This window comes from Frigoribacterium sp. Leaf8 (genome assembly GCF_001421165.1).
Classification (GTDB): Bacteria; Actinomycetota; Actinomycetes; order Actinomycetales; family Microbacteriaceae; genus Frigoribacterium.
In genome coordinates this window covers 1,433,159-1,456,154 of record NZ_LMKB01000005.1, presented here as the reverse complement: position 1 = coordinate 1,456,154, position 22,996 = coordinate 1,433,159, and the positions used below count along the sequence as shown (strand labels likewise).

The following is a 22,996-nucleotide window of genomic DNA, read 5'->3' as shown; positions in this document are numbered from 1 at the left end:
CGGCTTCAGCGCGCTCCCGCCATGATGGGCACGACGCGCACCCGGCGCGACCGAGGGAGGCCCCGTGCGCGTGCTCGTCGTCGAGGACCAGGCGACCCTGGCCGAGGGTCTGCGGCTCGGGCTCGAGGCCGAGGGGATCGCGGTCGACGTCGCGGCGACCGGCACCGACGGGCTCTGGCGGACCCGTGAGGGCAGCTACGACGTGGTCGTCCTCGACATCATGCTGCCCGGCATGAGCGGCTACGCCGTGTGCCGGGCGATGCGCGAGGGAGGCGACTGGACCCCCGTCATCGTGTTGACCGCCAAGGACGGCGAGTGGGACCAGGTCGAGGCCCTCGACACCGGCGCCGACGACTACCTCACCAAACCGTTCTCGTTCGCCGTCCTGCTCGCCCGGCTGCGCGCCCTCGTCCGCCGCGGTGCCCGTGAACGCCCCGTGGTGCTCGAGGCCGGCGACCTCCGCGTCGACCCCGCCTCGCGGAGCGTCCACCGTGGCGACGTCGAGGTCGAGCTCACGAGCCGCGAGTTCGCGGTGCTCGAGTTCCTCATGCGTCACGCCGGCAGCGTCGTGACCAAGCGCGAGGTGCTCGACGGGGTCTGGAACGACGACTTCGAGGGCGACCCCAACATCGTCGAGGTGTACGTGCGTCACCTGCGCAACAAGGTCGACCGGCCGTTCGGCCGAGAAGCCATCGTCACGCTCCGGGGGGCGGGCTACCGTCTGGAGGCGCGGGGTGGCTGAGCGGGCCCCTCGCCGCCCGGCTCCCGGGCCCGGGCCGTCCGCCGGCATCGGGCCGCGCCGGGTGCGACGGGCGTCGCTGCGGTCGCGCATCACCGTGGCCGCCGTGCTCGCCGTGGCGCTGACCCTCGGGGTGTTCGCCCTCGTCTTCGCGCTCGTGCAACAGGCCGTGCTCGCCGACGCCCCGCGCCAGGCCGCCTCGGCCGACGTGGACCGCGCCGTGTCGGCCCTCGCGATCGGTTCGACGCCGAGCGTGGCCGTCGCGGGCGAGACGGACGGGTCCCTGGTCGTCGTGACCGACGCGTCCGGGCGCGTGCTCGCCGTGGGAGGCGACGACGACTTCGCCGACGTCGCCTCGTCGATCGCGTCGTCCGGTTCGGGGGACCGGGTCTCGCTCGACGGCGACGCGTTCGTCGTCGAACGCGAGGACGTCGGGGTCGAGAGCACCGCGACGCCGACGCCGGCCGCGTCGACCCCGACCCCGACGCCGACCCCCACGGATGACGACGACGACGACGCCGACGCCGACTCCGGGTCGGGCGGCTCGCGCCCCGACGACGGCGAGGCGGACGACGACGCCACGTCCTCCACCGACGTCGCCACCCCCGTCCCCACCCGGGTCGTCACGACCGGGTACGGCGTCGTGGCCGCGCGCTCCCTCGAGGAGGCGAGCGCCGCCTCCTCGGCCAGTCTCGTCACGCTCGGCGTGGCGATCCCGGTGGCCCTGCTCGTGCTCGGCGTCACCACCTGGCTCGTCGTGGGCCGTGCCCTGCGCCCGGTCGAGTCGATGCGCCGCGAGGTCGACACGGTCACGGCCCAGAGCCTGTCGCATCGGTTGCCCGACCCGGGCGGCGGCGACGAGATCGCCCGCCTCGCCCGCACGCTGAACGGGATGCTCGACCGGCTCGACTCGTCGGCGACGGCCCAGCGGCGCTTCGTCGGCGACGCCTCGCACGAGCTGAAGACGCCGCTCGCCACCATCCGGCAGCACGCCGAGGTGGCCTTGCTCCACCCCGGCAGCATCGACGGTGCGGCCCTGGCCGGCACCGTGCTCGGCGAGGAGGCGCGGTTGACGGCGCTCGTGCAGGGCCTGTTGGTCCTCGCCAGGGCGGACGAGGGCGCCCTGGGCGTGACGCGCCGCCCGGTCGACCTCGACGACCTCGTGTTATCGGAGACCGCCCGCCTGCGCGGGGTCGCCCGTGCCGACGGTCGGGGGCCCCTCACCGTCGACGCCACGGCCGTCGGCCCGGCTCGCGTCGACGGCGACGAGGGGTTGCTCGGCCAGGTCGTGCACAACCTCGTCGCGAACGCGGCCCGGCACGCCGACGCCCGCGTCGCCGTGGCCCTCGTCGAGCGCGACGGAGGCGTGGTCCTCACCGTGGACGACGACGGCGCCGGGGTGGCCGAGGCGGACCGCGAGCGGGTGTTCGACCGGTTCGTGCGCCTCGACGAGGCCCGCGCCCGCGACGCGGGCGGCAGCGGACTGGGGCTCGCCATCGTGCGCGAGATCGTCCGGGTCCACGGAGGCGCGGTGTCGGTCACGGCCTCGCCTCTCGGAGGTGCCCGGTTCGTGGTCCACCTCCCCGCCGGTCCCGCCTGACCCGAGCGCCCCACCGGGTGGTCGGCGGGTTCCCGCCCTGCGGGGCGGGTGCGCGCCGACCCGCCGAGGGGCACGTGGACCCGCCCGCTCCGGTGACGCGACCCGCGCCTCCTGAACGGATCTTCAGGTCGCTTCAGGACCGCTTCAGTGCCCTCTCGCGAGAGTGGGGTCCATCGGCTCGAGAGAGCGACAGACCCGGCCGCCCGGCGGCCCCACGAACGGAGCGAACCATGCTGAAGAACACCCTCACCAAGAAGAAGTCCCTGCTGATCGCCGGCGGAATCGCGGGCGTCCTCGTGCTGGGCGGCGGCGGCGTGGCCCTCGCCTCGGGCCTCGACGACGGCGTGTCCGCGCAGACCCGCGACCGGGCCCAGGAGGCGGCGCTCGCCGAGACCGGCGGCGGCACCGTGACCGAGGTCGACACCCTCGACGACGGACTCGTCGGCTACGAGGTCGAGGTCGTCCTGCCCGACGGTCGCGAGGCGACGGTGCTGCTCGACGACGACTACTCCGTCACCTCGAGCCGCGTCGACGACGACGACTCGCGCGGGTCCGGCGCCACCCCGACGCCCGTCGCCGGCGAGGACCGCGACGACGACTCGCTCGGGTCGGACGCCACCCCGACGCCCGTCGCCGGTTCGGGGCGCGACGACTCGACCCGCGACGACTCGGCCCGTGACGACGACCTGACCGGCGCGGACTACGACCGGGCCGCGGCCGCCGCCCTCGCCGCCGCCGGTGGGGGCACGGTGACCGATGCCGACCGCAGCGACGACACCGGCGTGGCCTACGAGGTCGACGTGCGCCTCGACGACGGCACCGAGGTCGACGTCGACCTCGACCAGGCGTTCGGCGTGGTGCGCACGGACGTCGACGCCCGGCGCTGACGGGACGGGGCCCGGCGGGCCCGGGCCGGACCGGCCCGGCCCGCGGGGCTCCGTGATGGGAGACTGGCTCCGTGCCCACCTTCTCCGCCGCCCGAGGCGACTACGAGTTCACCGATGCCCACGGCGTGACCGTGCACTACTACGTCTGGAAGGCGGCGTCGCCCAAGGCCGTGGTGCAGCTCGCCCACGGCCTCGGCGAGTACGCCCTGCGCTACGAGGACCTCGCGCAGGACCTCGTGCGGGCCGGCTACACGGTCTACGCGAACGACCACCTCGGTCACGGCGAGACCGGCCTCGGCCAGTGGGGCGGTGACCACACGAAGCTCGGCCGCCTGGGCCCGTCGGGGCTGCGCGGGGCCATGGAGGCGGTGGTCCGGTTGACGGGCATCGCGCGCTCCGAGAACCCCGGCTCGCCGCTCGTGCTGCTCGGGCACTCGTGGGGCTCGTTGATGGCGCAGAAGCTCGTCGACGAGGGCTCCGACCGGTTCGACGCCGTCGTGCTGAGCGGCACGGCCTATCGCATGCCCGGCAGCATGAACGCGGGCGACCTGAACGCCCGGCACGCCCACCTCGGCGACACCGGCTACGAGTGGCTCAGCCGGGACCAGGCCGTGGTCGACGCCATGGCGGCCGACCCCCTGTCGGTGCAGGCGACGGCCCGACAGCTGTTCGGCACGGCCGACACGCTGCGGCTGATGGGTCGCCCCTCGACCCGGCTCGCGAGCGACCTCCCCGTGCTCGTCCTCGTCGGCGACGACGACCCGCTCGGCGGCGAGGCCAGCGCCCGCAAGCTCGCCGATGCGTACGTCAACCGCAGTCGGCTCAGCGACGTCGAGCTCGTGGTCTACCAGGGCGCCCGGCACGAGGTGTTCCGCGAGACCAACCGCGACGAGGTCGTCGCCGACCTGGTGCGGTGGCTCGACGACCGCGTGGGGCACCAGGCATAGGCTGCGACCATGCACGGTGAGTACAAGGTCCCAGGCGGAAAGCTCGTGGTCGTCGACCTCGACGTCAGAGAGGGGCGCATCGCCGGGTTCCGTCTCGCCGGTGACTTCTTCCTCGAGCCCGACACGGCGCTCGACGCCGTCGACCGGGCGGTGAACGGCCTGCCGGTCGAATCCGACGCGGCGACGATCGCGGCGACGATCAAGCAGGGGCTGCCGGCCGACGCGGTGCTGCTCGGCTTCTCGCCCGAGGCGATCGCCGTGGCGATCCGCCGCAGCCTCTCGAAGGCGACCGACTGGCGCGACTACGACTGGCAGATCATCCACGACGCCCCGGTGTCGCCCAACGTGCACCTCGCCCTCGACCAGGTGCTCACCGAAGAGGTCGGAGCGGGCCGCCGCGGGCCCACGCTCCGCTTCTGGGAGTGGGACCAGCCCGCCGTGGTCATCGGCAGCTTCCAGTCGTTGAAGAACGAGGTCGACCTCGACGCCGCCTCGACCCATGGCTTCGAGGTCGTGCGCCGCATCAGCGGCGGCGGTGCGATGTTCATGGACGCCCAGTCGATCGTGACCTACTCGCTCTACGCCCCGGGCGAGCTCGTGCAGGGCATGAGCTTCGCCGACTCGTACGCGTACCTCGACGAGTGGGTCATCACGGCGCTCAAGTCGCTCGGCATCGACGCCTTCTACCAACCGCTCAACGACATCACCAGCGCCAAGGGCAAGATCGGCGGGGCCGCGCAGAAGCGCCTGGGCAACGGGGCCCTGCTGCACCACGCCACCATGTCGTACGACATGGACGGCGACAAGATGGTCAAGGTCCTGCGCATCGGCCGCGAGAAGATGAGCGACAAGGGCACCACCAGCGCCGCCAAGCGCGTCGACCCCCTCCGGAGCCAGACGGGATTGTCCCGCGCCGAGATCATCGAGCGGCTCAAGCAGACCTTCACCGGCCTCTACGGGGCGACCGAAGGGCACGTCACCGAGGCCGAGCTCGAGAAGGCCGAGCAGCTCGTCACCTCCAAGTTCGCGACGCCCGAGTGGCTGGCGCGCGTGCCCTGAGCACGTGAGGGGCGCCGTCGAGGCGACCCGCGCCTCCTGCCGGGGGTACGGCTCGGCGGTCTCGCCGTGGTCGCCTCGGCGGCCGCACCGCGGTCAGCGGTCGAGCAGCTCGCGGTAGTCGACGTGGTCCTCGACGAAGTCGACCACGAACGGGCAGACCGGCACGACGCGCAGGTCGGTGTTCGCGCGCACGTCGTCGAGGGCGCCCTGGACGAGCCGGGCCCCGAGGCCGGCGGATCGTCGGCTGGGGTCGATCTCGGTGTGGGTGAAGCGGATCTCGTGGCCGGCGACGTCGTAGGCCGCGAAGCCGATCGTCTCGCCGTCCTCGACGAGGGCGTACTGGTTCTGGGTGGGGCGGTTCTCTACCTCGGTGGTCATCCCGACACGCTACGCGCCCCGGGCCGGGAGTCGGGCGCGTGTCGGTGCCCGCCAGGCAGCAGAATGGTCGGATGCCCCTCGACTGGACCACCGCCTCCCCGAGCCTCGTGGTCCACGGCGACGCCCTCGACGTCACGGCGCAGCTGCCCGACGGCGGGTTCACGATCGTCTACCTCGACCCCCCGTTCAACACCGGACGGCAGCAGCGTCGCCGGTCGACGACGTCCGTGCGCAGCGCCGAGGACTCGACCACCTCGGTGGCGGGCTTCAAGGGCGTGCGGTACGAGCGCATCCGGGGCGACCTGATGGGCTACGACGACCGCTTCGAGGACTACTGGTCGTTCCTCGAACCGCGCCTGGCCGAGGCCTGGCGGCTGCTGGCCCCCGACGGCACCCTCTACCTGCACCTGGACTACCGCGAGGCGCACTACGCGAAGGTGCTGCTCGACGCCCTGTTCGGGCGGGACTGCTTCCTGAACGAGATCATCTGGGCCTACGACTACGGCGCCAAGAGTCGCACCCGGTGGCCGACCAAGCACGACACGATCCTGGTCTACGTCAAAGACCCCACGAAGTACCACTTCGACTCGACGAGCGTCGACCGCGAGCCGTACATGGCCCCGGGGCTCGTCACACCCGAGAAGGTCGCCCGGGGCAAGCTGCCGACCGACGTGTGGTGGCACACCATCGTGTCGCCGACCGGTCGCGAGAAGACCGGCTACCCGACGCAGAAGCCCGAGGGCGTGTTGCGTCGCATCGTGCAGGCCTCCAGCCGCGAAGGCGACTGGGTGCTCGACTTCTTCGCCGGCAGCGGCACCACCGGGGCGGTGGCGGATGCCCTCGGTCGTCGTTACGTGCTCGTCGACAGCAACGAGGAGGCGGTGGCCGTCATGCGCAGACGGCTCCCGTCGGCGCAGGTCGAGTCGGTCTGACGGCGTGCAGGTCGGCGGCCGAGACGGCCGTCGTGACCGAGCCGCGGACGAACGACACGAGTTGCTCGTGGGTCAGACCCTGCATCTGCTGGGCGGAGAAGCCCGACGGGCACGTCATCGCACGACGCCGAGCGCGAGGAGCAGGGCGGCGACGAGACTGACGCTCGCGCCGGTGGCAGCCGTCGCGATGACGGCCAGCGTTCGCTGGCGGGCGGTGTCGCGCACCTCGGAGAAGGTGCTGCGGGCGGTGGTGCGGTCGCTGCGAGCGACGTCGATCGTGGTCATGTTCGGCTCGTCTCTGGCACCCCTGCGATGCCTGGCGGAACGGTGGGACTTCGGACGGTCACGACACCGCCGTGAATCGGTGTCGCGCGGTCAGACTGTCACGTCGATGGTTAGTCGATCTAGTCAGTTCACCAGTTGTTCGCTCAACGGCTAGGACGGATGGTGACCCGTGCCCGTGCCCGTGCCCGTGCCCGTGCCCGTGCCGGCCCGGTCGGCCGGATCGCCGTCGACGTGGTGGTCGTCGATCTCGATCGCGGCCGTCATGCGCTGCAGGAAGCCCACGACCACGGCCGCCTCGTCGGCGTCGAGCGACTCGGCCGTCGAGATCATGCGGGCGTGCATCGCCGCCATGGTGTCGCGCACCTCGGTGTTCGAGTCGCCCGTGGCGGTCAGCAGGACCCCGCGCTTGTCGGTCGGGTGGGGGTGGCGCAGCATGTGCCCGCTCGCGACGAGGCGGTTGATCAACACCGACGTCGACGCCGAGGTGATCTTCAGCTGGGCGGCCAGTTCTTTCGCGCTGACGGGGTCGCCGAGCCGCTGGGCCCGGAGCAGGAACCGCAGGGCCGCGAGGTCGGTGTCGTTCATCTTCATCGACTTGCGGGTGCGGGCCCGCATCGCGACCTCGGCGGCACGGTAGGCGCGGAGGGTGTTCAACACCGTGACGCCGCGCTCTTCGGTGCTGCTGCTGTACCAATAGCCGGACGCGTCGAAGGGCGCGGCGGTGGCGTGCTGATCGGGCATGAGGGGGAGTCTAGCCCCGTCGCTAGTCCGTCTAGCAAAAAGTCATCGCTGACCAGGTTTTTCTCGTTGTCAACCCCTGTGCTGCGGCTCGTGGCCGTCCTAGGCTCGACATGTCCGCCTCGAGTGGGCAGAGGCGTCCCGCCGTGTCGACCAGAGCTTCACGCAGGGAATCGATTCGGTGGGGCGTCCCATGACGGAGAAAGGCCGCACACCCCGTGGGTGTGCGGCCTTCGGTCGTCTCGCCTCCCGCGTGAGCTTCACGGGCAGGGAACGCCGGACGCGGGACGAACCGTTCGGCACCGAAGCGCCGTCGAGGGAACGCTACCCGACACTTGCCGTGTCGCGACACCAGCTCGAGCGGATCGGGTGCCGGGCGAACGTCGCGCCGGGCACCCGATCAGCGCCGAGACGAGGTGTCGCCGCGCCGTTCTTCCGTGGGCACGACGTCGATCGAACCCGTGTCGGGGGCGACCAGCGAACTGGTCTGCGCGGCGGCGGCCTGCGCCGCGAGTGCGGCGTCGGCGGCCACGGCGGCCCGCGCGTCGTCGGCTGCCTCGTCGATGGCCGACTTCTGGCGCAGCGGCGTGGCCTTGAGGAAGAAGCTCAGCACGAAGGCCACGAGCACCACCACCAGGGCGACCCAGAAGACCGTCACGGCCGCGTTCGCGAAGCCGTCGAGGAACGGCGCGGCGAGACGGCGGTCGGCCGTGTTGAGGAACGACGTGTTGCCGTCGAGTGCGCCGCCGACCTGCGACGTGTCGCCGCCTCCGGCCGCCTGGTAGAGCTTGAGGATCGCGGCGTTCGCCGGGTCGCTCAGCACCGACTGGTCGGCGAGGGCGGCCTGGGCACGGCCCTGCAGGCTCGAGTCGGCGAAGGCGTCCGCGATCGTCCGGGGGATGCGGCTGAAGAGCACGGAGAACAGCACGGCCGTGCCGAGCGTCCCGCCGATCTGTCGGAAGAACGTCGACGCCGACGTGGCCACGCCGATGTCGCGGGCCCCGACCGAGTTCTGCGAGGCGATGGTCAGGGTCTGCATCAGCTGTCCGAGTCCCAGGCCGACCAACAGCATGCCGACCATCATGAACCAGTACGGCTTGTCGAACGAGAGGTTCGTGAACCAGAAGAACCCGGCCGCCATGAACGCCGTGCCCGTGATCGGGAAGATCTTGTACTTGCCCGTCCGTGAGATGAGCTGGCCGGCGACGATCGACGAGATCATCAGGCCGGCGATCATCGGCAGCATCTGGAAGCCGCTCTCGGTCGGGGTCGCCCCGTTCACGAGCTGCAGGTACAGCGGAACCGTCAGCAGGGCGCCGAACATGCCGAACCCGACGAGCACGCCGAGCACGGTCGCCATCGAGAAGGTGGGGTTGCGGAACAGCTTCAGCGGGATGAGTGCGTCGTCGCCCATCGATCGCTCGATCACGACGAACGCGACGATGCCGACGGCCCCGATGACGTAGCAGGCGAAGGCCCCGGGCGAGCTCCAGCCCCAGGTGCGGCCCTGCTCGGCCACCAGCAGCAACGGCACGGCGGCCACGATGACGGCGGCGGCGCCGAACCAGTCGATGCGGACGTTCTCGCGACGCTTCTGGCCCGGGATGTGCAAGAACCGCACGACGATGAACAGCGCCACGATGCCGATCGGCACGTTGATCAGGAACACCCAGCGCCAGCCGGTGACGAAGAGGATCTGGTCGGCTCCGGCGAAGAGTCCGCCGACGAGCGGGCCGATGACGCTCGAGATGCCGAACACGGCGAGGAAGTAGCCCTGGTACTTCGCGCGCTCACGCGGGGCCAGGATGTCGCCCATGATCGTCAGCGGCAGGGCCATGAGGCCGCCGGCGCCCATGCCCTGGATCGCCCGGAAGATGGCGAGCTGGTACATGCTCTCGGAGAAGCCGGCCGCGACGGACCCCAGCAAGAAGATCGTGATGGCGATCAGGAAGAGCGGTCGCCTTCCGAAGATGTCGCTGAGCTTGCCGTAGATGGGCGTCGAGATGGTCGACACGATCAGGTAGGCGGTGGTCACCCAGGCCTGCAGGCTGAGCCCGTCGAGGTCGTCCGCGATCGTCCGCATCGAGGTGCCGACGATCGTCTGGTCGAGGGCCGAGAGGAACATGCCGGCCATCAGGCCGAAGATGACGTACAGGATCTGGCGGTGGGTCATCAGGCCCTGGCGCTCGGCGGGGGCCGTGGTCGTGGGTGCGGAGGCGGCGCTCGACATGGTGTCTCTTCTGTCTGGAAGGGGGAGGCGCGACGAGGAATTGCGCAGTACGCAAAGTTACTTCACGGGCAAGCATCCGACAACAAGAGGAATCGTCCGTCGCGGTCGCGGTCGCGGTCGTGGTCGTGGTCGTGGTCGTGGTCGGCGGCGGCGACGTCCGTCCGTGTCGGTCCGCTCCTCGTGACTAGGCTCGACGCGATGTCACGCCGCCCCTCCCTGCCGCACCCCGCGGCCACCGTCCTGGCCGTCGTCCTCTCGGCCGGCCTGCTGGCCGCGTGCTCGGGGGGCGCGCCCGAGCCGAGCCCGAGCACGTCGGCCGCGACCGTCTCGCCGACGCTCACCCCGACCCCGTCCCCGACCCCGACCGAGGAGGCGCCTCCCACGTCCCCCACGACACCCGCGTTCGACAAGGCGGCCCGGTCGGTCGACGACCCCGCCAGCCTCTGGGTCGTCAGCGACAAGCTGCGCGCGCTCGACCCGGTCGACTACGTCCCCGGCGATCTCGTCACGCCCGACGTGGCGCACCAGAACCCGCCGACCCTCCGCGCCGAGGCGGCTGCCGCGGTCGTCGAGATGTTCCGGGCGGGCGAGGCCGAGGGGGCCGGGGCGTTCCAGGTGCAGAGCGCCTACCGCTCGTACGACACCCAGGTGAGCGTCTACGCCGGCTGGGTCCAGCGTCTCGGGCAGGCACAGGCCGATGCACAGAGCGCCCGTCCGGGATTCAGTGAGCACCAGACCGGGCTCGCCCTCGACATCAGCCCCGTGCCGCTCAGTTGCGCGCTGCAGGCCTGCTTCGGCGACACGCCCCAGGGGCAGTGGCTCGCGGCCAACGCGTGGCGCTTCGGGTTCTTGCTGCGCTACCCGGCCGACAAGGTCGCCGTGACCGGCTTCACCTTCGAGCCGTGGCATTTCCGGTACGTGGGCGTGCCCCTCGCCACCGAGATGCACGACACGGGCGTCACCACGCTCGAGGAGTTCTTCGGCCTACCGGCCGCCCCCGACTACGCGGGCTGACCCTGCCGCCTGCCCGCCGCGCACCCCGCGAACCGCGCGACGGGCGTGTTCGTCGGACGAGGGCGACCGAAGTCGCCCGTCCGTCACGAACACGCCCGTCGGGCGGTGCGGGAGGCGCGGGTCAGGCGCCGAGCGCGGCGTCGACGATGGTCTTCGCCTCGGCCTGGACGCGGGCGAGGTGCTCGGGGCCCTCGAACGACTCGGCGTAGATCTTGTAGACGTCCTCGGTGCCGCTCGGGCGGGCCGCGAACCAGGCCTTGTCGGTGACGACCTTGACGCCGCCGACGGCCGCGTCGTTGCCCGGAGCCTTGCTGAGCTTGGCCGTGATGCGGTCGCCCGCGAGCTCGGTCGCCTCGATGGCGTCGCCGTCGAGCTTGCCCAGACGGGTCTTCTGCTCTTTCGTCGCCGCCGCGTCGACCCGCTGGTAGACCGGGTCGCCGTACTTCTCGACCAGTTCGGCGTAGAGCTGCGAGGGGGTCTTGCCGGTGACGGCGATGATCTCGCTCGCGAGCAGGGCGAGCAGGATGCCGTCCTTGTCGGTCGTCCAGACGGTGCCGTCCTTGCGCAGGAAGGACGCGCCGGCGCTCTCTTCGCCACCGAAGGCGACCGAGCCGTCCACCAGCCCGGGGACGAACCACTTGAACCCGACCGGGACCTCCCACAGGCGACGACCGTGCGACTCGGCGACCTTGTCGATGATGCTCGACGAGACGAGGGTCTTGCCGATGGCCGCGTCGTCGCGCCACTCGGGGCGGTGCGTGTAGAGGTAGTCGATGGCGACCGCGAGGTAGTGGTTCGGGTTCATCAGGCCGCCGTCGGGCGTGACGATGCCGTGCCGGTCGGCGTCGGCGTCGTTGCCGGTCAGGACGTCGAACTCGTCCTTGCGGCGCACGACGCTGGCCATCGCCGAGGGGCTCGACGGGTCCATGCGGATCTTGCCGTCCCAGTCGAGCGTCATGAAGCGCCAGGTGGGGTCGACGCCCGGGTTCGTGACGGTGAGGTCGAGGCCGTAGACGTCGCGGATCGCGCCCCAGTACTCGACGCTCGCGCCACCGAGCGGGTCGGCGCCGATCTTCACGCCGGCCTTCTTGATGGCGTCGATGTCGATGATGTTGACGAGGTCGCCCACGTAGCCGCGGAGGAAGTCGTGGCGGCCGGGCGTGCCGACGCCGCGCTTCACGTCGACGTTGCCGGCGGCGATGATCTCGTTGGCGCGGTTCGCGATCCAGTTCGTGGCGTCGCTGTCGGCCGGCCCGCCGTGGGGCGGGTTGTACTTGAAGCCGCCGTCGCGGGGCGGGTTGTGGCTGGGGGTGACGACGATGCCGTCGGCCTTGTCGGTGTTCGCGGGGTCGTTGTTGTAGACCAGGATCGCGTGGCTGAGCGCGGGCGTCGGCACGTAGCCGCCCTCGGCGTCGGCCAGCACCTTCACGTCGTTGCCGGTGAGCACCTCGACCGCGGTCCGCTCGGCGGGGCCGCTCAGGATGTGCGTGTCGCGCCCGATGAACAGCGGGCCGGTGATGCCCTGGCCCGCGCGGTACTCGACGATCGCCTGCGTGATGGCCGCGATGTGGGTCTCGTTGAAGGCGGCGTCGAGCGAGGACCCGCGGTGGCCCGAGGTGCCGAAGACGACCTTCTGCTCGACCTCGCCGACGTCGGGGACGAGTTCGTAGTACGCGGCCGTGACCTCTTCGGGGTCGATCAGGTCGCTGGCTTCTGCGGGGGTTCCGGCACGGTCGGTCATGGGGACATCCTGGCACCCGCCGCCGACCTTCGTCGCGGTGCCCGGGCGGCTCTCAGTAGGCTCCTCGTCATGCCGACCCGCGCCTCCTCGACGACCTACAGCTACCTCGGGCCCGCGGGCACGTTCACCGAGGCGGCGCTCAAGCAGGTGCCCGAGGCCGTCGGTGCCACCTGGAAGAGCGTCAACAACGTCGGCGAGGCCCTGGCCGACGTCGTCTCGGGCGTCAGCACGGCCGCGATGATCGCGATCGAGAACAGCGTCGAGGGCGGGGTCAGTGCGACGCAGGACGCCCTCGCCACCGTGCCGGGCCTCCGCATCGTCGGCGAGTACCTGGTGCGCGTCAACTTCGTGCTCGTCGCCCGGCCGGGCACCCGCATCGAGGAGGTGCGGGTCGTCAACGCGCACCCGGTCGCCTACGCGCAGACCCACCGCTGGCTCGAACGCAACCTGCCCGGCCACGGTCACCTGCCGGCCTCGTCGAACGTGGCCGCCGCCGCCTCGCTGCTCGAGCCGGGCGGCGCCGGGGGCTCCGCGGACGCCGCGGTCGCGCCTCCCGGCATCACCGACCACCACGACCTCGAGGTGCTCGCCCGCGAGATCGGCGACAACGACCAGGCCGTCACGCGCTTCGTGCTGGTCAGCCGGACGGTGCCCGTGCCGCCCGCGACCGGTGCCGACAAGACCAGCCTGATCGTCGAGCTGCCGGCCGACGGCTCGGGGGCCCTGGTCGACATGCTCGAGCAGTTCGCGACCCGCGGCATCAACCTCAGCCTCATCCAGTCGCGGCCGATCGGCGACGCCCTCGGGCGCTACCGGTTCGTCATCGACCTCGAGGGGCACGTGCTCGACGAACGCGTGGCCGACGCCCTGCTCGGGCTGAAGCGCTTCAGCCCGAGCGTGATGTTCCTCGGGTCGTACCCTCGTGCCGACGGCGCCCCGGCCGAGGTCTCGCCGCGGTACGACGACGAGGCCTTCGTCGACGCCCGCGACTGGCTGCGCGGGCTGATTAGCGGCCTGCGCTGATCAGCGGCCTGCGCTGACGACCGGCCTCGCTCGGCCGGCCGCCCGTGCCGATCAGGCGTCGGCCGGCACGCGGACGGTCAGGCCGCCCGGGTCGACGACCGCACGCAGGGCGACGACCTTGCCGACGGAGTCGCCGTCGATCTCGAAGTCCTGGGGGGAGTCGAGGCGGACCACGAGCTTCTTGCCCTTGTTGTAGCGCAGGGTGCGCACCTCGCGGCTGTTGGCGGCGAGGATGCGGCGGCCGACCTGGGTGCGGCGCATGACGCCGTTCTCCCACACGATCTTGACCCAGATCTGCACCCAGCCGAAGAAGCCCTCGGGGCGCAGGGCGACGATGTCGAAGATGCCGTCGTCGATCGCCGCGTCGGGCAGCAGCATGATGTTGGCGGGCAGCAGGCCGCAGTTGCCGACGATGATCGTGTGGGCGCGCATCGACTTGCGGCCCTGGTCGTCGAGCTCGTACCGGACGTCGATCTTGTTGTCGTCGCGGAGCGCGCGGGCGATGGCGTCGACGTAGGCGAGCCACCCGACGCGCTTCTTCAGCTCGTCGTTGGTGTTCGCGAGCATCTTCGCGTCGAGGCCGACGCCGGCCATGACGACGAACGCCTTGGTCTCGCGCGAGCCGTCCTCACGCTCGACGTCGACGACGCCGAGGTCGATGTCACGGTCGCGACCGCTGAACGCCGTCGCGATCGAGTCGTCGAGGTTGTCGAGCGAGAGCTCGAGGTTGCGGGCCAACAGGTTGCCCGTGCCCGAGGGCAGCAGGGCGAGGGACGCGTCGGTGCCCTGCAGGGCCTCGGCCACGGCACGCACCGTGCCGTCGCCCCCCGCGGCGATCACCATGTCGACGCCCTCGGCGAGGGCCTTCTTCGTCACCTCGCCGCCCGGGTCTTCCTTGCTGGTCTCGTAGAACGTCGTGGGGGCCCAGCCGTTCGAGAACTCGTGGCGCCCGACGGCCGTCTTGATGGCGTCGAGGTCGACCTTGATCGGGTTGTAGACGACCGCGGCGGTCTGGCGAGCCGTCTCGGGCTCGGATGCCGAGGCGTGCTCGGCGGGGGAGGGGGAGGTGGCGGTCATGGGGCGAGCGTATTGGACGCACCCCCGTGAGGTAACGGGAAGGCGAAGGCTCTGTGCAGAACGTCGGCCGCGCGGGTGCCGTTGCCTAGGATGGGCGGGTGATCGATCCCCAGTTGCTTCGTGAATCCCCCGACCTCGTCAAGCAGAGCCAGCGGGCCCGGGGCGACTCCGAGTCGCTGGTCGACGATGCGGTGGCGGCCGACCAGGCCCGCCGCGCGGCGATCGCCGCCTTCGAAGACCTGCGCGCCGAGCAGAACGCCTTCGGCAAGACCGTCGCCAAGGCGCCGAAAGACGAGAAGAAGGCCCTGGTCGCGCAGGCGCAGCAGCTCGCCGCCCGCGTGAAGGAGGCGCAGGCCGCTTCGAACGAGGCCGATGCGGTCTTCGACGCGGCCGCGCGCGGCATCGGCAACCTGATCATCGACGGCGTGCCCTCGGGCGGCGAAGAGAACTTCGTGACGCTCCGTGAGCACGGCACCCGCCCCTCCTTCGACTTCGAAGCCCTCGACCACGCCGACCTCGGCGAGAAGCTCGGCGCGATCGACATCAAGCGCGGCACCAAGGTCTCGGGCTCGCGCTTCTACTTCCTGCGCGGCATCGGTGCGCGCCTCGAGCTCGGCCTGATGAACATGGCCCTCGACCTCGCCCTGAAGAACGACTTCACGCCGCTGATCACCCCGACGCTGGTGCGACCCGAGGTCATGGCCGGCACCGGGTTCCTGGGCTCCCACGCCGACGAGGTCTACCACCTGCCCGCCGACGACCTCTACCTGACCGGCACGAGCGAGGTCGCGCTCGCCGGGTACCACTCCGACGAGATCCTTGACGTCGAGGCGGGCCCGATCCGCTACGCCGGCTGGTCGACCTGCTACCGCCGTGAGGCCGGGGCCGCCGGCAAGGACAACCGGGGCATCCTCCGCGTGCACCAGTTCAACAAGCTCGAGATGTTCAGCTACGTGCACCCCGACCAGGCAGAGGCCGAGCACGACGCCCTCGTCGGGTTCCAGGAGAGCATGCTGCAGGCCCTCGGCCTCACCTACCGCGTCATCGACGTCGCCGCCGGCGACCTCGGTTCGAGCGCCGCACGCAAGTTCGACATCGAGGCCTGGGTGCCGACGCAGGGCACCTACCGCGAGCTGAGCAGCACGTCGAACTGCACCACCTTCCAGGCCCGCCGCCTCGACACCCGCTACCGCACCGAGAGCGGCAAGACGGCTCCCGTCGCGACGCTCAACGGCACCCTCGCGACCACGCGGTGGCTCGTCGCGATCCTCGAGACGCACCAGCAGGCCGACGGCTCGGTGGTCGTGCCCGAGGCGCTGCGCGGCTACCTCGGTGGCCTCGAGGTCATCGAGCCGGTCGCGTGAGCCAGGCCGCCGCCGCACCCCGGCCCGGCGACGAGCCCGTGGCCGCCGCCGACCGCTGGCTGGTCGCGCTCGACGTCGACGGCACGATCATGCCCGAGGACGGCTCCATCTCCGAGGCCGTCCTCGGCGAGATCACGCGCCTCCACGACCAGGGCCACCAGGTCATGATCGCGACCGGACGCTCGGTGTCGATGACGCTGCCCGTCATGGAGCGTCTCGGTCTCGTCTCGGACTACGTCGTCTGCGCGAACGGTGCGATCACCCTGGGCCGTGACGAGTCGGCCCCGACGGGGTACCGCCGCGTGCACGTCGAGGAGTTCGACCCGACCCAGGTGCTGTCGACGATCCGCGAGGCCCTGGCCGACGCGGGGGCCGGGTACGCCGTCGAAGACCAAGAGGGGCTGCTGCGGTACTGCGGGTCGTTCCCCGCGGCGGCGGCGGCACTGAACGCCGAGAAGGTCGAGTTCGACGACCTCGTCGGCCGGCCGGCGACCCGCGTGGTCGTCGTCTCGCCCGACCACGACACCGAGGACTTCCTCACGGCCGTCGAGCGCATGGGCCTCCAGCACGTGAACTACAACGTCGGCTGGACGGCCTGGCTCGACATCGCCCCGGACGGCGTCACGAAGGCGACCGCCCTCGAGCGCGTGCGGCAGTGGCTCGACGTGCCGCGGTCGCAGGTCCTGGCCGCGGGCGACGGACGCAACGACATCGACATGCTGCGCTGGGCCGCGGCCGAGGGACGCGGGGTGGCCATGGGCCAGGCGCCCGACGACGTCGCCGCGGTGGCCAGCGAGCAGACGTCGAGCGACCTGGACGACGGGCTCGCCGAGGTGCTCGCGACGCTCTGAGCCGGTAGACTCGGCCCCGGTTGCCCGATGCGTGCATCCCGCCACGACATGAACACGACGCCACGGTTGAAAGTGGCGCAGTGATCACATCGTGGCGGCGTAGCTCGTCCGGCCACCGGGAGGGCTGTCCGAGCGGCCGATGGAGCTTGTCTTGAAAACAAGTGGGCAGAGATGTCTCGTGGGTTCGAATCCCACGCCCTCCGCCAGACGGGTTACGCGTTCCGCACCGCGCCCTGGGGGGCGCCGACCGGGCGGACGCGTCGCTGGCGCGCCGCGGGGTTCGAATCCCACGCCCTCCGCCGGTCGGGTTACGCGTTCCGCACCGCGCCCTGGAGGGCGCCGACCGGGCGGACGCGTCGCTGGCGCGCCGCGGGGTTCGAATCCCACGCCCTCCGCCAGTCGGGTCGCGCGTTCCGCAGATGACGCGACCCGCGCCTCCTAGGCCTTGGCGGCGGCGTAGGTCGCGAAGGCCTCGCCGATCAGGGTGCTGAGGTCGCGCCAGGTGGTGTCGTCGACCGAGACGGCGGCGTCGCCGTCGACGAAGCCCGCGTGCTTGTGCAGCACGTCCGAACCGACGGCCGGCAGCACGAAGAAGTCGCGGGTCCAGTCGTCGGTGTCGGCCATCACCGGCGCGCGGTACCAGTCGAGGTAGCCGTCGAAGACGTCGTTGCGCTCGTCGCCCTTGAGCCAGGTCTCGACGGAGTCCCGCCACGCGTCTCGGTTGGTCTCGCCGTTCATGTGGTCCTCCCGGGCCTGGTGCGCGCGCGGGAGCGTCCGCGACCGCCCGTCCAGTCTCCCAGGTCGGCCGCCGCGAGGGCCGCCGTGACGATTGCCTCGGATGCCGTGCCCGGAAACCCGCCAGAGGCCCTCTCCGACCCCCGTGGCCCCCGAAGTGGAACGCTCCGTCCCCCCGAACAGGGACTGAACGCCGAGGCACCCCCGTGTTGCACTGATCGAGCCCCCCGTTGCGGTCCCGCACCGGTCGGCACCCCGGGTGGGCCGAACACCGCCCGGGCCCCTCGACACCAGGACCCCCGCCATGACCCACATGACCCCGACGACCCGCGCCGCCGTCGTCCTCGGCGTCGCCGTCGCCCTGACGGCCGGCCTCGCGGTCGCTCCTGCGCGAGCGCACGCGGCCCCCGTCGCCCCCTCGTCGACCTCGGTCACGGCCTCGCCGACCACGGCGTCGAGCCCGCCCGCACGGTCGTCCAAGTCGGCCGAGCGAGCCATCGCCGCCTTCACCTCGCGCGGGGAGCGCGGGTCGACCGGGTCGCCCGTGTCGCCCGACCCGGCCTCGACGTCGGTCCCGTCGGTCCCCACGGTGACGACGCCCGCCGCGGTCTCGCAGACCATCCGCACCACGCCCACCACGACGCTGTTCCGGGGCGGTCTGTACGTCGACCCCGCCGGTGAGGCGGCGCGCGCCGCGACCGCGCTGACGTCCGAGGGCCGGACCGCCGAGGCCGCGGCGGCCCGCACGATCTCCAAGCAGCCGGTGGCGACCTGGCTCGGCAGCTGGCTGACCGACGCCCAGCTCGTGAAGAAGATCGACGGCACCGTCGCCGCCGCCGAGAAGGTCGGCGCGACCCCCCTGTTCGTCACGTACAACATCCCCAACCGCGACTGTGGCAGCCACTCGGCGGGTGGATCGGCCGACAACGCGGCGTACCTGCGCTGGAACTCCCTCGTCGCCTCGCGGCTGGCGGGCCACCGGGTCGTCGTGGTCGTCGAGCCCGACGCCCTCACGCTCATCAGCAACTGCCCCGAGCAGACGAGCGGGCGGGAGGCCACCATCGCCTCCGCGGTCGCGACCCTGGCGGACGCGGGCGTCCCCGCCTACCTCGACGCCGGCAACTCGAACTGGGTGCCGCCGCAGACCATGGCCGCGCGCCTCAAGGCGGCCGGTGTCGACCGTGCCCGCGGCTTCGCGACCAACGTGTCGAACTACTACCCGGTCGAATCCGAGCGCGTCTACGCCGAGAAGGTGTCGCAGGCGACGGGAGGCGCACGGTACGTGATCGACACGTCGCGCAACGGTCGCGGCTGGAAGGGCACGTGGTGCAACGCGCCCGGGGCCGGCCTGGGGGTCGTGCCCTCGGTGCAGACCGGCACGACGAAGCTCGACGCCCTGCTCTGGATCAAGACGCCGGGAGCGAGCGACGGCGAGTGCAACGGGGGACCGGCCGCCGGCAAGTGGCACGCCTCGTACGCCGTCCAGCTCGTCGCGAACCGTGCGACCGGCTGAGTCCCGGCAGCGGCCCAGGACCGCCTGGGTAGTATCTCCATCTGCCCGTACACCGAACGGTGCCCTTCTGCCCGCTCGATCCTCGAACGATCCCGAGGCCGCGCGAGCGAGGGTCGCCCTCGATGACCGAGAGGACACCGCGTGAGCGACCTTCGCGACCGATCCGGCCGTGGCCGACGAGCTGCCCGACCCGAGGCGACCGCCTCCGGACGCCGTTCCGCCCCCGCGACGACGGGAGTCGCCCGACACGGCCGGCTCAAGAGCGGAGGCGCGGTGCGGGCCGTCACGAAGGTGGTGGCCGCCTCGGTGGCCGTCCTGCTCGTGAGCGGAGCCTCGGTCGGCGCCATCGCGGCGTACCAGGTGCGCAGCGACCTCGGTGACGGGGTCGAGCTGCAGGCGGCCCAGGGCGAGACCACCAAGCCCGCGCCCCCGTCGATCAGCGAGTACGAAGGCGGCTTCAACATCCTCGTCGTCGGGACCGACAACGACGCCAGCCAGGACCAGGGGGCGTTCGGCGAGCGGGACGCGACCCTGAACGACGTCAACATCCTGCTCCACGTGTCGGCCGACCACACCAACGCGACCGCCGTCAGCATCCCCCGCGACATGGTCGTGCCGATCCCGTCGTGCGCGAAGGAGGACGGCTCGGGGTACTACTCGGCGATGTCGGCCCGACCCATCAACGAGGCCTACTCGTACGGCGGGCTGAGCTGCGTCGCCTCGACCGTCTCGAGCCTGACCGGTCTCGACATCCCCTTCGCGGGCATGATCTCGTTCAACGGCGTCATCGAGATGTCGAACGCCATCGGCGGCGTCCCCGTGTGTGCCGCGACGCCCATCAAGGACCGCTACACGGGTCTCGACATCCCGGCCGGCGAGACCGTGCTCTCGGGTGCCGACGCCCTGGCCTTCCTCCGCACCCGCCACGGCGTGGGCGACGGGTCCGACCTCGGCCGCATCAGCAGCCAGCAGGTCTACCTCTCGTCGCTGCTGCGGACGGTGAAGAGCGCCGACACCCTCAGCAACCCCACGAAGCTCTACTCGTTGGCCCGCGCCGCGGCGAGCAACATGACCCTGTCCGACCAGCTGACCAAGATCGACACCATGGTGCAGATCGGTCTCGCGCTCCGGGACCTGCCGCTCGACGCCGTCAACTTCGTCCAGTACCCCGGCACGACCGGAGGCTCGGGCGTCTACGAGAACAAGGTGCAGCCCGACGAGGCCGTGGCGACCCAGCTCTTCGACGCGATCGCGAACGACGTCCCGTTCTCGATCCCCGAGGGCAGCACCGGCATCGGCTCCGAGAACACCGCCACGGGTGACGGTGGGGCGGCGACCCAGGCCCCGGCCGCTCCGGTCGAGACGGCTGCTCCGGCCCAGACCGCTGCTCCGGCCGACACGGCGGCACCCACCGACCCGGGCTCGGGGGCGTCGACCACGCCTCCGACGACCGAGGTCATCGAGGGCCTCACCGGCCAGACGGCGGCCGACCAGACCTGCTCGGTGGCGTTCGGCTCGAACTAGGCGCTCCGCCGAGAAGTCGCCCCGGCGAGTAACCAGCTCGCCGGGACGACCGGTGACCTCAAGCGGCGGCCCGAACCGGCACGCATGAGAACCCCGCGATGCCGGGATCAGGGGTGCGGCACCGTGGGGGGTGTGGAGGCCGGCGTCGGTGCCGGCGGCGAGCCCCTCGGGCGCAGCCGTTCGGGTGCGGCGCTCGATGGTGGGGCACGTGACGCGGCGACCGTCGGGGGCCGTGTTCGGCAAGGGTGAACGGGCCCGTGCTGTCGGGCCCCGGCCCCTCGGCCGTCGTCGGCGTCAGGGGTACTCTATGTGTCGGCACAAATGCCGACAAGCCGATCACGCCCCCCAGAGCGGGTGGGGCACGGGTGGTTCTGTCCACGCCCGTCCCGGCCGGACGTCCGACCGGCCCCGGGCCCCGGTTCGGCATCTGGCCTCCGGGCCGCTATGCTTGTCCCTGCGCGTTCGCTCGCGAGCCGCATGGAGCCGTCGCATAGTTCGGCCTAGTGCACCACCCTGCTAAGGTGGAGTTCCCTTTGTGGGAACCGTGGGTTCAAATCCCACCGGCTCCGCGGAAAGCCACGTCGGTTCTCTCTCTCGCCAGAGATGTTCCGGGGTGGCTTTTCTTCTGCCCGCTCGAGGGCCCACCGACGTCGCCCGGCACGGGGCCTTCCCGCCCCGTCGCGCGTAGCGTGATCGGTGACGACGAGTCGTCTCGACTGCAGGGAGAACCACGGGTGAAACGCATCCACTACACCGACGAGTACCTGGTCACCGGCGACGCGATCGCGGCGGCCGTCGTCGAGTACGCGCGAGCGCTGGCCATGCAGAACAAGTCCGACATGGTCGACCTGCCCGGCATGGATCGTGGCGGGGTGCACCAGCGGTTCCAGGTGCTGCTCGGTCCCGCCAGTCAGATGCTGGTCTCCGAAGAGCAGACCGACGAGGCGGAGATCGACGACGGCGCCCTGGTCGACGACATCGAGGGGCGCATCGGCCGCCTCCGCGGAATCGAGCCCCAGACCGCCGAAGCGGCCGAGCGCATCCCGCTCGACAGCGACGAGTTCTGACCCTCCCGCACTGCCCGACGCCTGTCGTCCACCCCGTTGTCAACCCCCACGCTCGATCGGACGACCGACTAGCGTCGAGACCATGAGTCCCTCCGCGCCCGCGCGCTCGACCGACCCGATCGAGCCGGTCACCCTGGGAGGCGCGGGTCCGGTCGTCGGGACGGCCACCGCTCTCGTCGTCGAGGGGCTGCGATCCCGTCAGGCGCCCTCGGTGGGCGACGCACTCGACCTCGCCGTCGAGCTCGGTCGACACGGGGCCCTGCCCGGACTGGGCTCGACGGCCGACCTCTGGCAGGCCCTGGCGACGCTCGCCGCGCACGATCTCGGTGCGGCCCGAGCGGCCGAACCGCACCTCGACGCCCTCGCCATCCTCGACCAGCACGCCGAGGTCGGCGCCGCGACCGCGATCGAGACCCTGTCCGACGAGGACGACGGCGACCGCTCCTCCGTCCCCCCGCGCGCTCGGACCGCCGACCCGTTCACCTGGGGCGTGTTCGCCGCCGAGGGGCCCGGCGTCCGTCTGACGGCGACCCGGGGCCCGGACGGGTCGGGTCCGTGGTCGCTGGCCGGCACGAAGCCCTGGTGCTCCCTGGCGGGCACCCTCGACGGCGCGCTCGTCACCGCCTGGGTCGGCGACGAGCGTCGCCTGTTCTCGGTCGACCTCCGTCAGGCGGGCGTGACCGTGACGGCGGACGCCTGGCACGCCAGGGGCCTCGTCGAGATCCCCTCCGGCCCGGTCGACTTCGACGACGTCGAGGCACGCGAGGTCGGCGCTCCCGGGTGGTACCTCGAGCGTCCCGGCTTCTCGTGGGGCGGGATCGGCGTCGCGGCGTGCTGGTACGGCGGCGCGGTCGGCGTGGCCCGCACGCTGCTGGCCGCGGCGGTGACCGCCTCGTCGCGCACGCCGGAGCGCCCTGCCGACCCGCACCTCCTGCAGGCCCTCGGCCTCGTCGACACGCGACTGGCCGACGCCCGCCGGGCTCTGGTCGAGGCCGCCGACCTCGTCGACGCCGGTGAGGCGACCGGTGACGCCGGGCGGCTGCTGGCCAAGCGCGTCCGCGGGACCGTCGCCCACGCCTGCGACGAGGTGCTCGCGCGGGCGTCCCGTGCCCTCGGCCCGGCCCCGCTCGCGACCGACGCGGCCCACGCCAAGCGCGTCGCCGACCTCGAGCTCTACCTCCGCCAGCACCACGGCGAACGCGACGACGCGTCGCTCGGCCAGACGGTCCTGCGCCGGGCCGTGGCCGACGGACGTCCCACGTGGTGAGCTTCGACGGTCGCGCGCCGGGGAC

The 22,996-nt window shown here is 71.9% G+C and carries 21 protein-coding genes and 2 tRNA genes; 16 read left to right on the top strand and 7 right to left on the bottom strand.

Annotated features, from left to right (window positions below; genetic code table 11):
- Positions 1-64: 64 nt before the first annotated feature.
- The 5 genes from ASL10_RS11490 to ASL10_RS11470 all read left to right on the top strand — a co-directional run bounded on the left by ASL10_RS11490 (position 65) and on the right by ASL10_RS11470 (position 5,232).
- Positions 65-742, top strand: coding sequence for a response regulator transcription factor (locus ASL10_RS11490; RefSeq protein ID WP_056047329.1), 678 nt, complete (start codon positions 65-67; stop codon positions 740-742).
- Positions 735-2,339, top strand: a complete 1,605-nt coding sequence (locus ASL10_RS16600; RefSeq protein WP_235452708.1) for a HAMP domain-containing sensor histidine kinase — start codon at positions 735-737, stop codon at positions 2,337-2,339. Before ASL10_RS11490 ends, ASL10_RS16600 begins: the two co-directional genes overlap by 8 nt.
- A gap of 230 nt (positions 2,340-2,569) precedes the next feature.
- Complete coding sequence (locus tag ASL10_RS11480) at positions 2,570-3,226, top strand: PepSY domain-containing protein (protein WP_056047323.1); 657 nt, start codon at positions 2,570-2,572, stop codon at positions 3,224-3,226.
- A 71-nt stretch (positions 3,227-3,297) separates the two neighbouring features.
- Entirely contained in the window at positions 3,298-4,173 is an 876-nt protein-coding gene (locus ASL10_RS11475; RefSeq protein ID WP_056047320.1) for an alpha/beta fold hydrolase, read from the top strand.
- Between the two features lie 9 nt (positions 4,174-4,182).
- Positions 4,183-5,232, top strand: coding sequence for a biotin/lipoate A/B protein ligase family protein (locus ASL10_RS11470; protein ID WP_056047318.1), 1,050 nt, complete (start codon positions 4,183-4,185; stop codon positions 5,230-5,232).
- A gap of 93 nt (positions 5,233-5,325) precedes the next feature.
- On the opposite strand, the gene ASL10_RS11465 is transcribed toward ASL10_RS11470, so the two are convergent.
- Positions 5,326-5,610, bottom strand: a complete 285-nt coding sequence (locus ASL10_RS11465; RefSeq protein WP_056047314.1) for a GNAT family N-acetyltransferase — start codon at positions 5,608-5,610, stop codon at positions 5,326-5,328.
- A gap of 71 nt (positions 5,611-5,681) precedes the next feature.
- Between ASL10_RS11465 and ASL10_RS11460 the strand changes: the two genes are divergently transcribed.
- Positions 5,682-6,542 (top strand): site-specific DNA-methyltransferase, encoded by an 861-nt coding sequence (locus tag ASL10_RS11460; RefSeq protein ID WP_056047311.1) that lies wholly within the window; start codon positions 5,682-5,684, stop codon positions 6,540-6,542.
- 114 nt (positions 6,543-6,656) lie between these two features.
- Here ASL10_RS11460 and ASL10_RS16040 read toward each other — a convergent pair whose 3' ends face one another.
- The 3 genes from ASL10_RS16040 to ASL10_RS11450 all read right to left on the bottom strand — a co-directional run bounded on the left by ASL10_RS16040 (position 6,657) and on the right by ASL10_RS11450 (position 9,795).
- Positions 6,657-6,827 (bottom strand): hypothetical protein, encoded by a 171-nt coding sequence (locus ASL10_RS16040; protein WP_157485415.1) that lies wholly within the window; start codon positions 6,825-6,827, stop codon positions 6,657-6,659.
- A gap of 150 nt (positions 6,828-6,977) precedes the next feature.
- Positions 6,978-7,568 carry a MarR family winged helix-turn-helix transcriptional regulator gene (locus tag ASL10_RS11455; protein ID WP_082460377.1) on the bottom strand — a complete coding sequence of 197 codons (591 nt, stop codon included), beginning with the start codon at positions 7,566-7,568 and terminating at the stop codon, positions 6,978-6,980.
- Between the two features lie 397 nt (positions 7,569-7,965).
- The gene (locus ASL10_RS11450) at positions 7,966-9,795 is read right to left on the bottom strand and encodes an MDR family MFS transporter (RefSeq protein ID WP_235452706.1); all 1,830 of its coding nucleotides are present in this window, start codon (positions 9,793-9,795) and stop codon (positions 7,966-7,968) included.
- Between the two features lie 198 nt (positions 9,796-9,993).
- Between ASL10_RS11450 and ASL10_RS11445 the strand changes: the two genes are divergently transcribed.
- Positions 9,994-10,809: a M15 family metallopeptidase gene (locus tag ASL10_RS11445; protein ID WP_056047307.1), complete on the top strand. Its 816-nt coding sequence runs from the start codon at positions 9,994-9,996 to the stop codon at positions 10,807-10,809.
- A 121-nt stretch (positions 10,810-10,930) separates the two neighbouring features.
- On the opposite strand, the gene pgm is transcribed toward ASL10_RS11445, so the two are convergent.
- Entirely contained in the window at positions 10,931-12,550 is a 1,620-nt protein-coding gene (gene pgm, locus ASL10_RS11440) for a phosphoglucomutase (alpha-D-glucose-1,6-bisphosphate-dependent) (protein ID WP_056047304.1), read from the bottom strand.
- A gap of 69 nt (positions 12,551-12,619) precedes the next feature.
- On the opposite strand from pgm, the gene pheA reads away from it, so the two are divergent.
- The gene (gene pheA, locus ASL10_RS11435) at positions 12,620-13,573 is read left to right on the top strand and encodes a prephenate dehydratase (protein WP_056047302.1); all 954 of its coding nucleotides are present in this window, start codon (positions 12,620-12,622) and stop codon (positions 13,571-13,573) included.
- A 51-nt stretch (positions 13,574-13,624) separates the two neighbouring features.
- Here the strand turns inward: pheA and ASL10_RS11430 are convergent, their stop codons facing one another.
- Positions 13,625-14,650, bottom strand: a complete 1,026-nt coding sequence (locus ASL10_RS11430) for a diacylglycerol kinase family protein (protein WP_056047299.1) — start codon at positions 14,648-14,650, stop codon at positions 13,625-13,627.
- A 98-nt stretch (positions 14,651-14,748) separates the two neighbouring features.
- Between ASL10_RS11430 and serS the strand changes: the two genes are divergently transcribed.
- The 3 genes from serS (at position 14,749) to ASL10_RS11415 (ending at position 17,071) form a co-directional block, all read left to right on the top strand.
- Positions 14,749-16,014, top strand: coding sequence for a serine--tRNA ligase (gene serS, locus ASL10_RS11425; protein WP_056047295.1), 1,266 nt, complete (start codon positions 14,749-14,751; stop codon positions 16,012-16,014).
- Positions 16,011-16,865, top strand: a complete 855-nt coding sequence (locus ASL10_RS11420) for an HAD family hydrolase (RefSeq protein ID WP_235452704.1) — start codon at positions 16,011-16,013, stop codon at positions 16,863-16,865. The genes serS and ASL10_RS11420 overlap by 4 nt, the downstream gene beginning before the upstream one ends.
- Positions 16,866-16,983: 118 nt before the next feature.
- Positions 16,984-17,071: transfer RNA gene (locus ASL10_RS11415), tRNA-Ser, on the top strand.
- Between the two features lie 232 nt (positions 17,072-17,303).
- On the opposite strand, the gene ASL10_RS11410 is transcribed toward ASL10_RS11415, so the two are convergent.
- Complete coding sequence (locus ASL10_RS11410; RefSeq protein ID WP_056047292.1) at positions 17,304-17,603, bottom strand: hypothetical protein; 300 nt, start codon at positions 17,601-17,603, stop codon at positions 17,304-17,306.
- 301 nt (positions 17,604-17,904) lie between these two features.
- On the opposite strand from ASL10_RS11410, the gene ASL10_RS11405 reads away from it, so the two are divergent.
- The 5 genes from ASL10_RS11405 to ASL10_RS11385 all read left to right on the top strand — a co-directional run bounded on the left by ASL10_RS11405 (position 17,905) and on the right by ASL10_RS11385 (position 22,971).
- A complete protein-coding gene (locus tag ASL10_RS11405; RefSeq protein WP_056047290.1) occupies positions 17,905-19,113 on the top strand; it encodes a glycoside hydrolase family 6 protein in 1,209 nt (402 codons plus the stop codon).
- Positions 19,114-19,254: 141 nt separating this feature from the next.
- Positions 19,255-20,637: an LCP family protein gene (locus tag ASL10_RS11400; protein WP_056047288.1), complete on the top strand. Its 1,383-nt coding sequence runs from the start codon at positions 19,255-19,257 to the stop codon at positions 20,635-20,637.
- Positions 20,638-21,116: 479 nt separating this feature from the next.
- Positions 21,117-21,206: transfer RNA gene (locus tag ASL10_RS11395), tRNA-Ser, on the top strand.
- 165 nt (positions 21,207-21,371) lie between these two features.
- Positions 21,372-21,704 carry a hypothetical protein gene (locus tag ASL10_RS11390; protein WP_157485413.1) on the top strand — a complete coding sequence of 111 codons (333 nt, stop codon included), beginning with the start codon at positions 21,372-21,374 and terminating at the stop codon, positions 21,702-21,704.
- Between the two features lie 82 nt (positions 21,705-21,786).
- Positions 21,787-22,971, top strand: coding sequence for an acyl-CoA dehydrogenase family protein (locus ASL10_RS11385; RefSeq protein ID WP_157485411.1), 1,185 nt, complete (start codon positions 21,787-21,789; stop codon positions 22,969-22,971).
- The last annotated feature ends 25 nt before the right edge of the window (positions 22,972-22,996 follow it).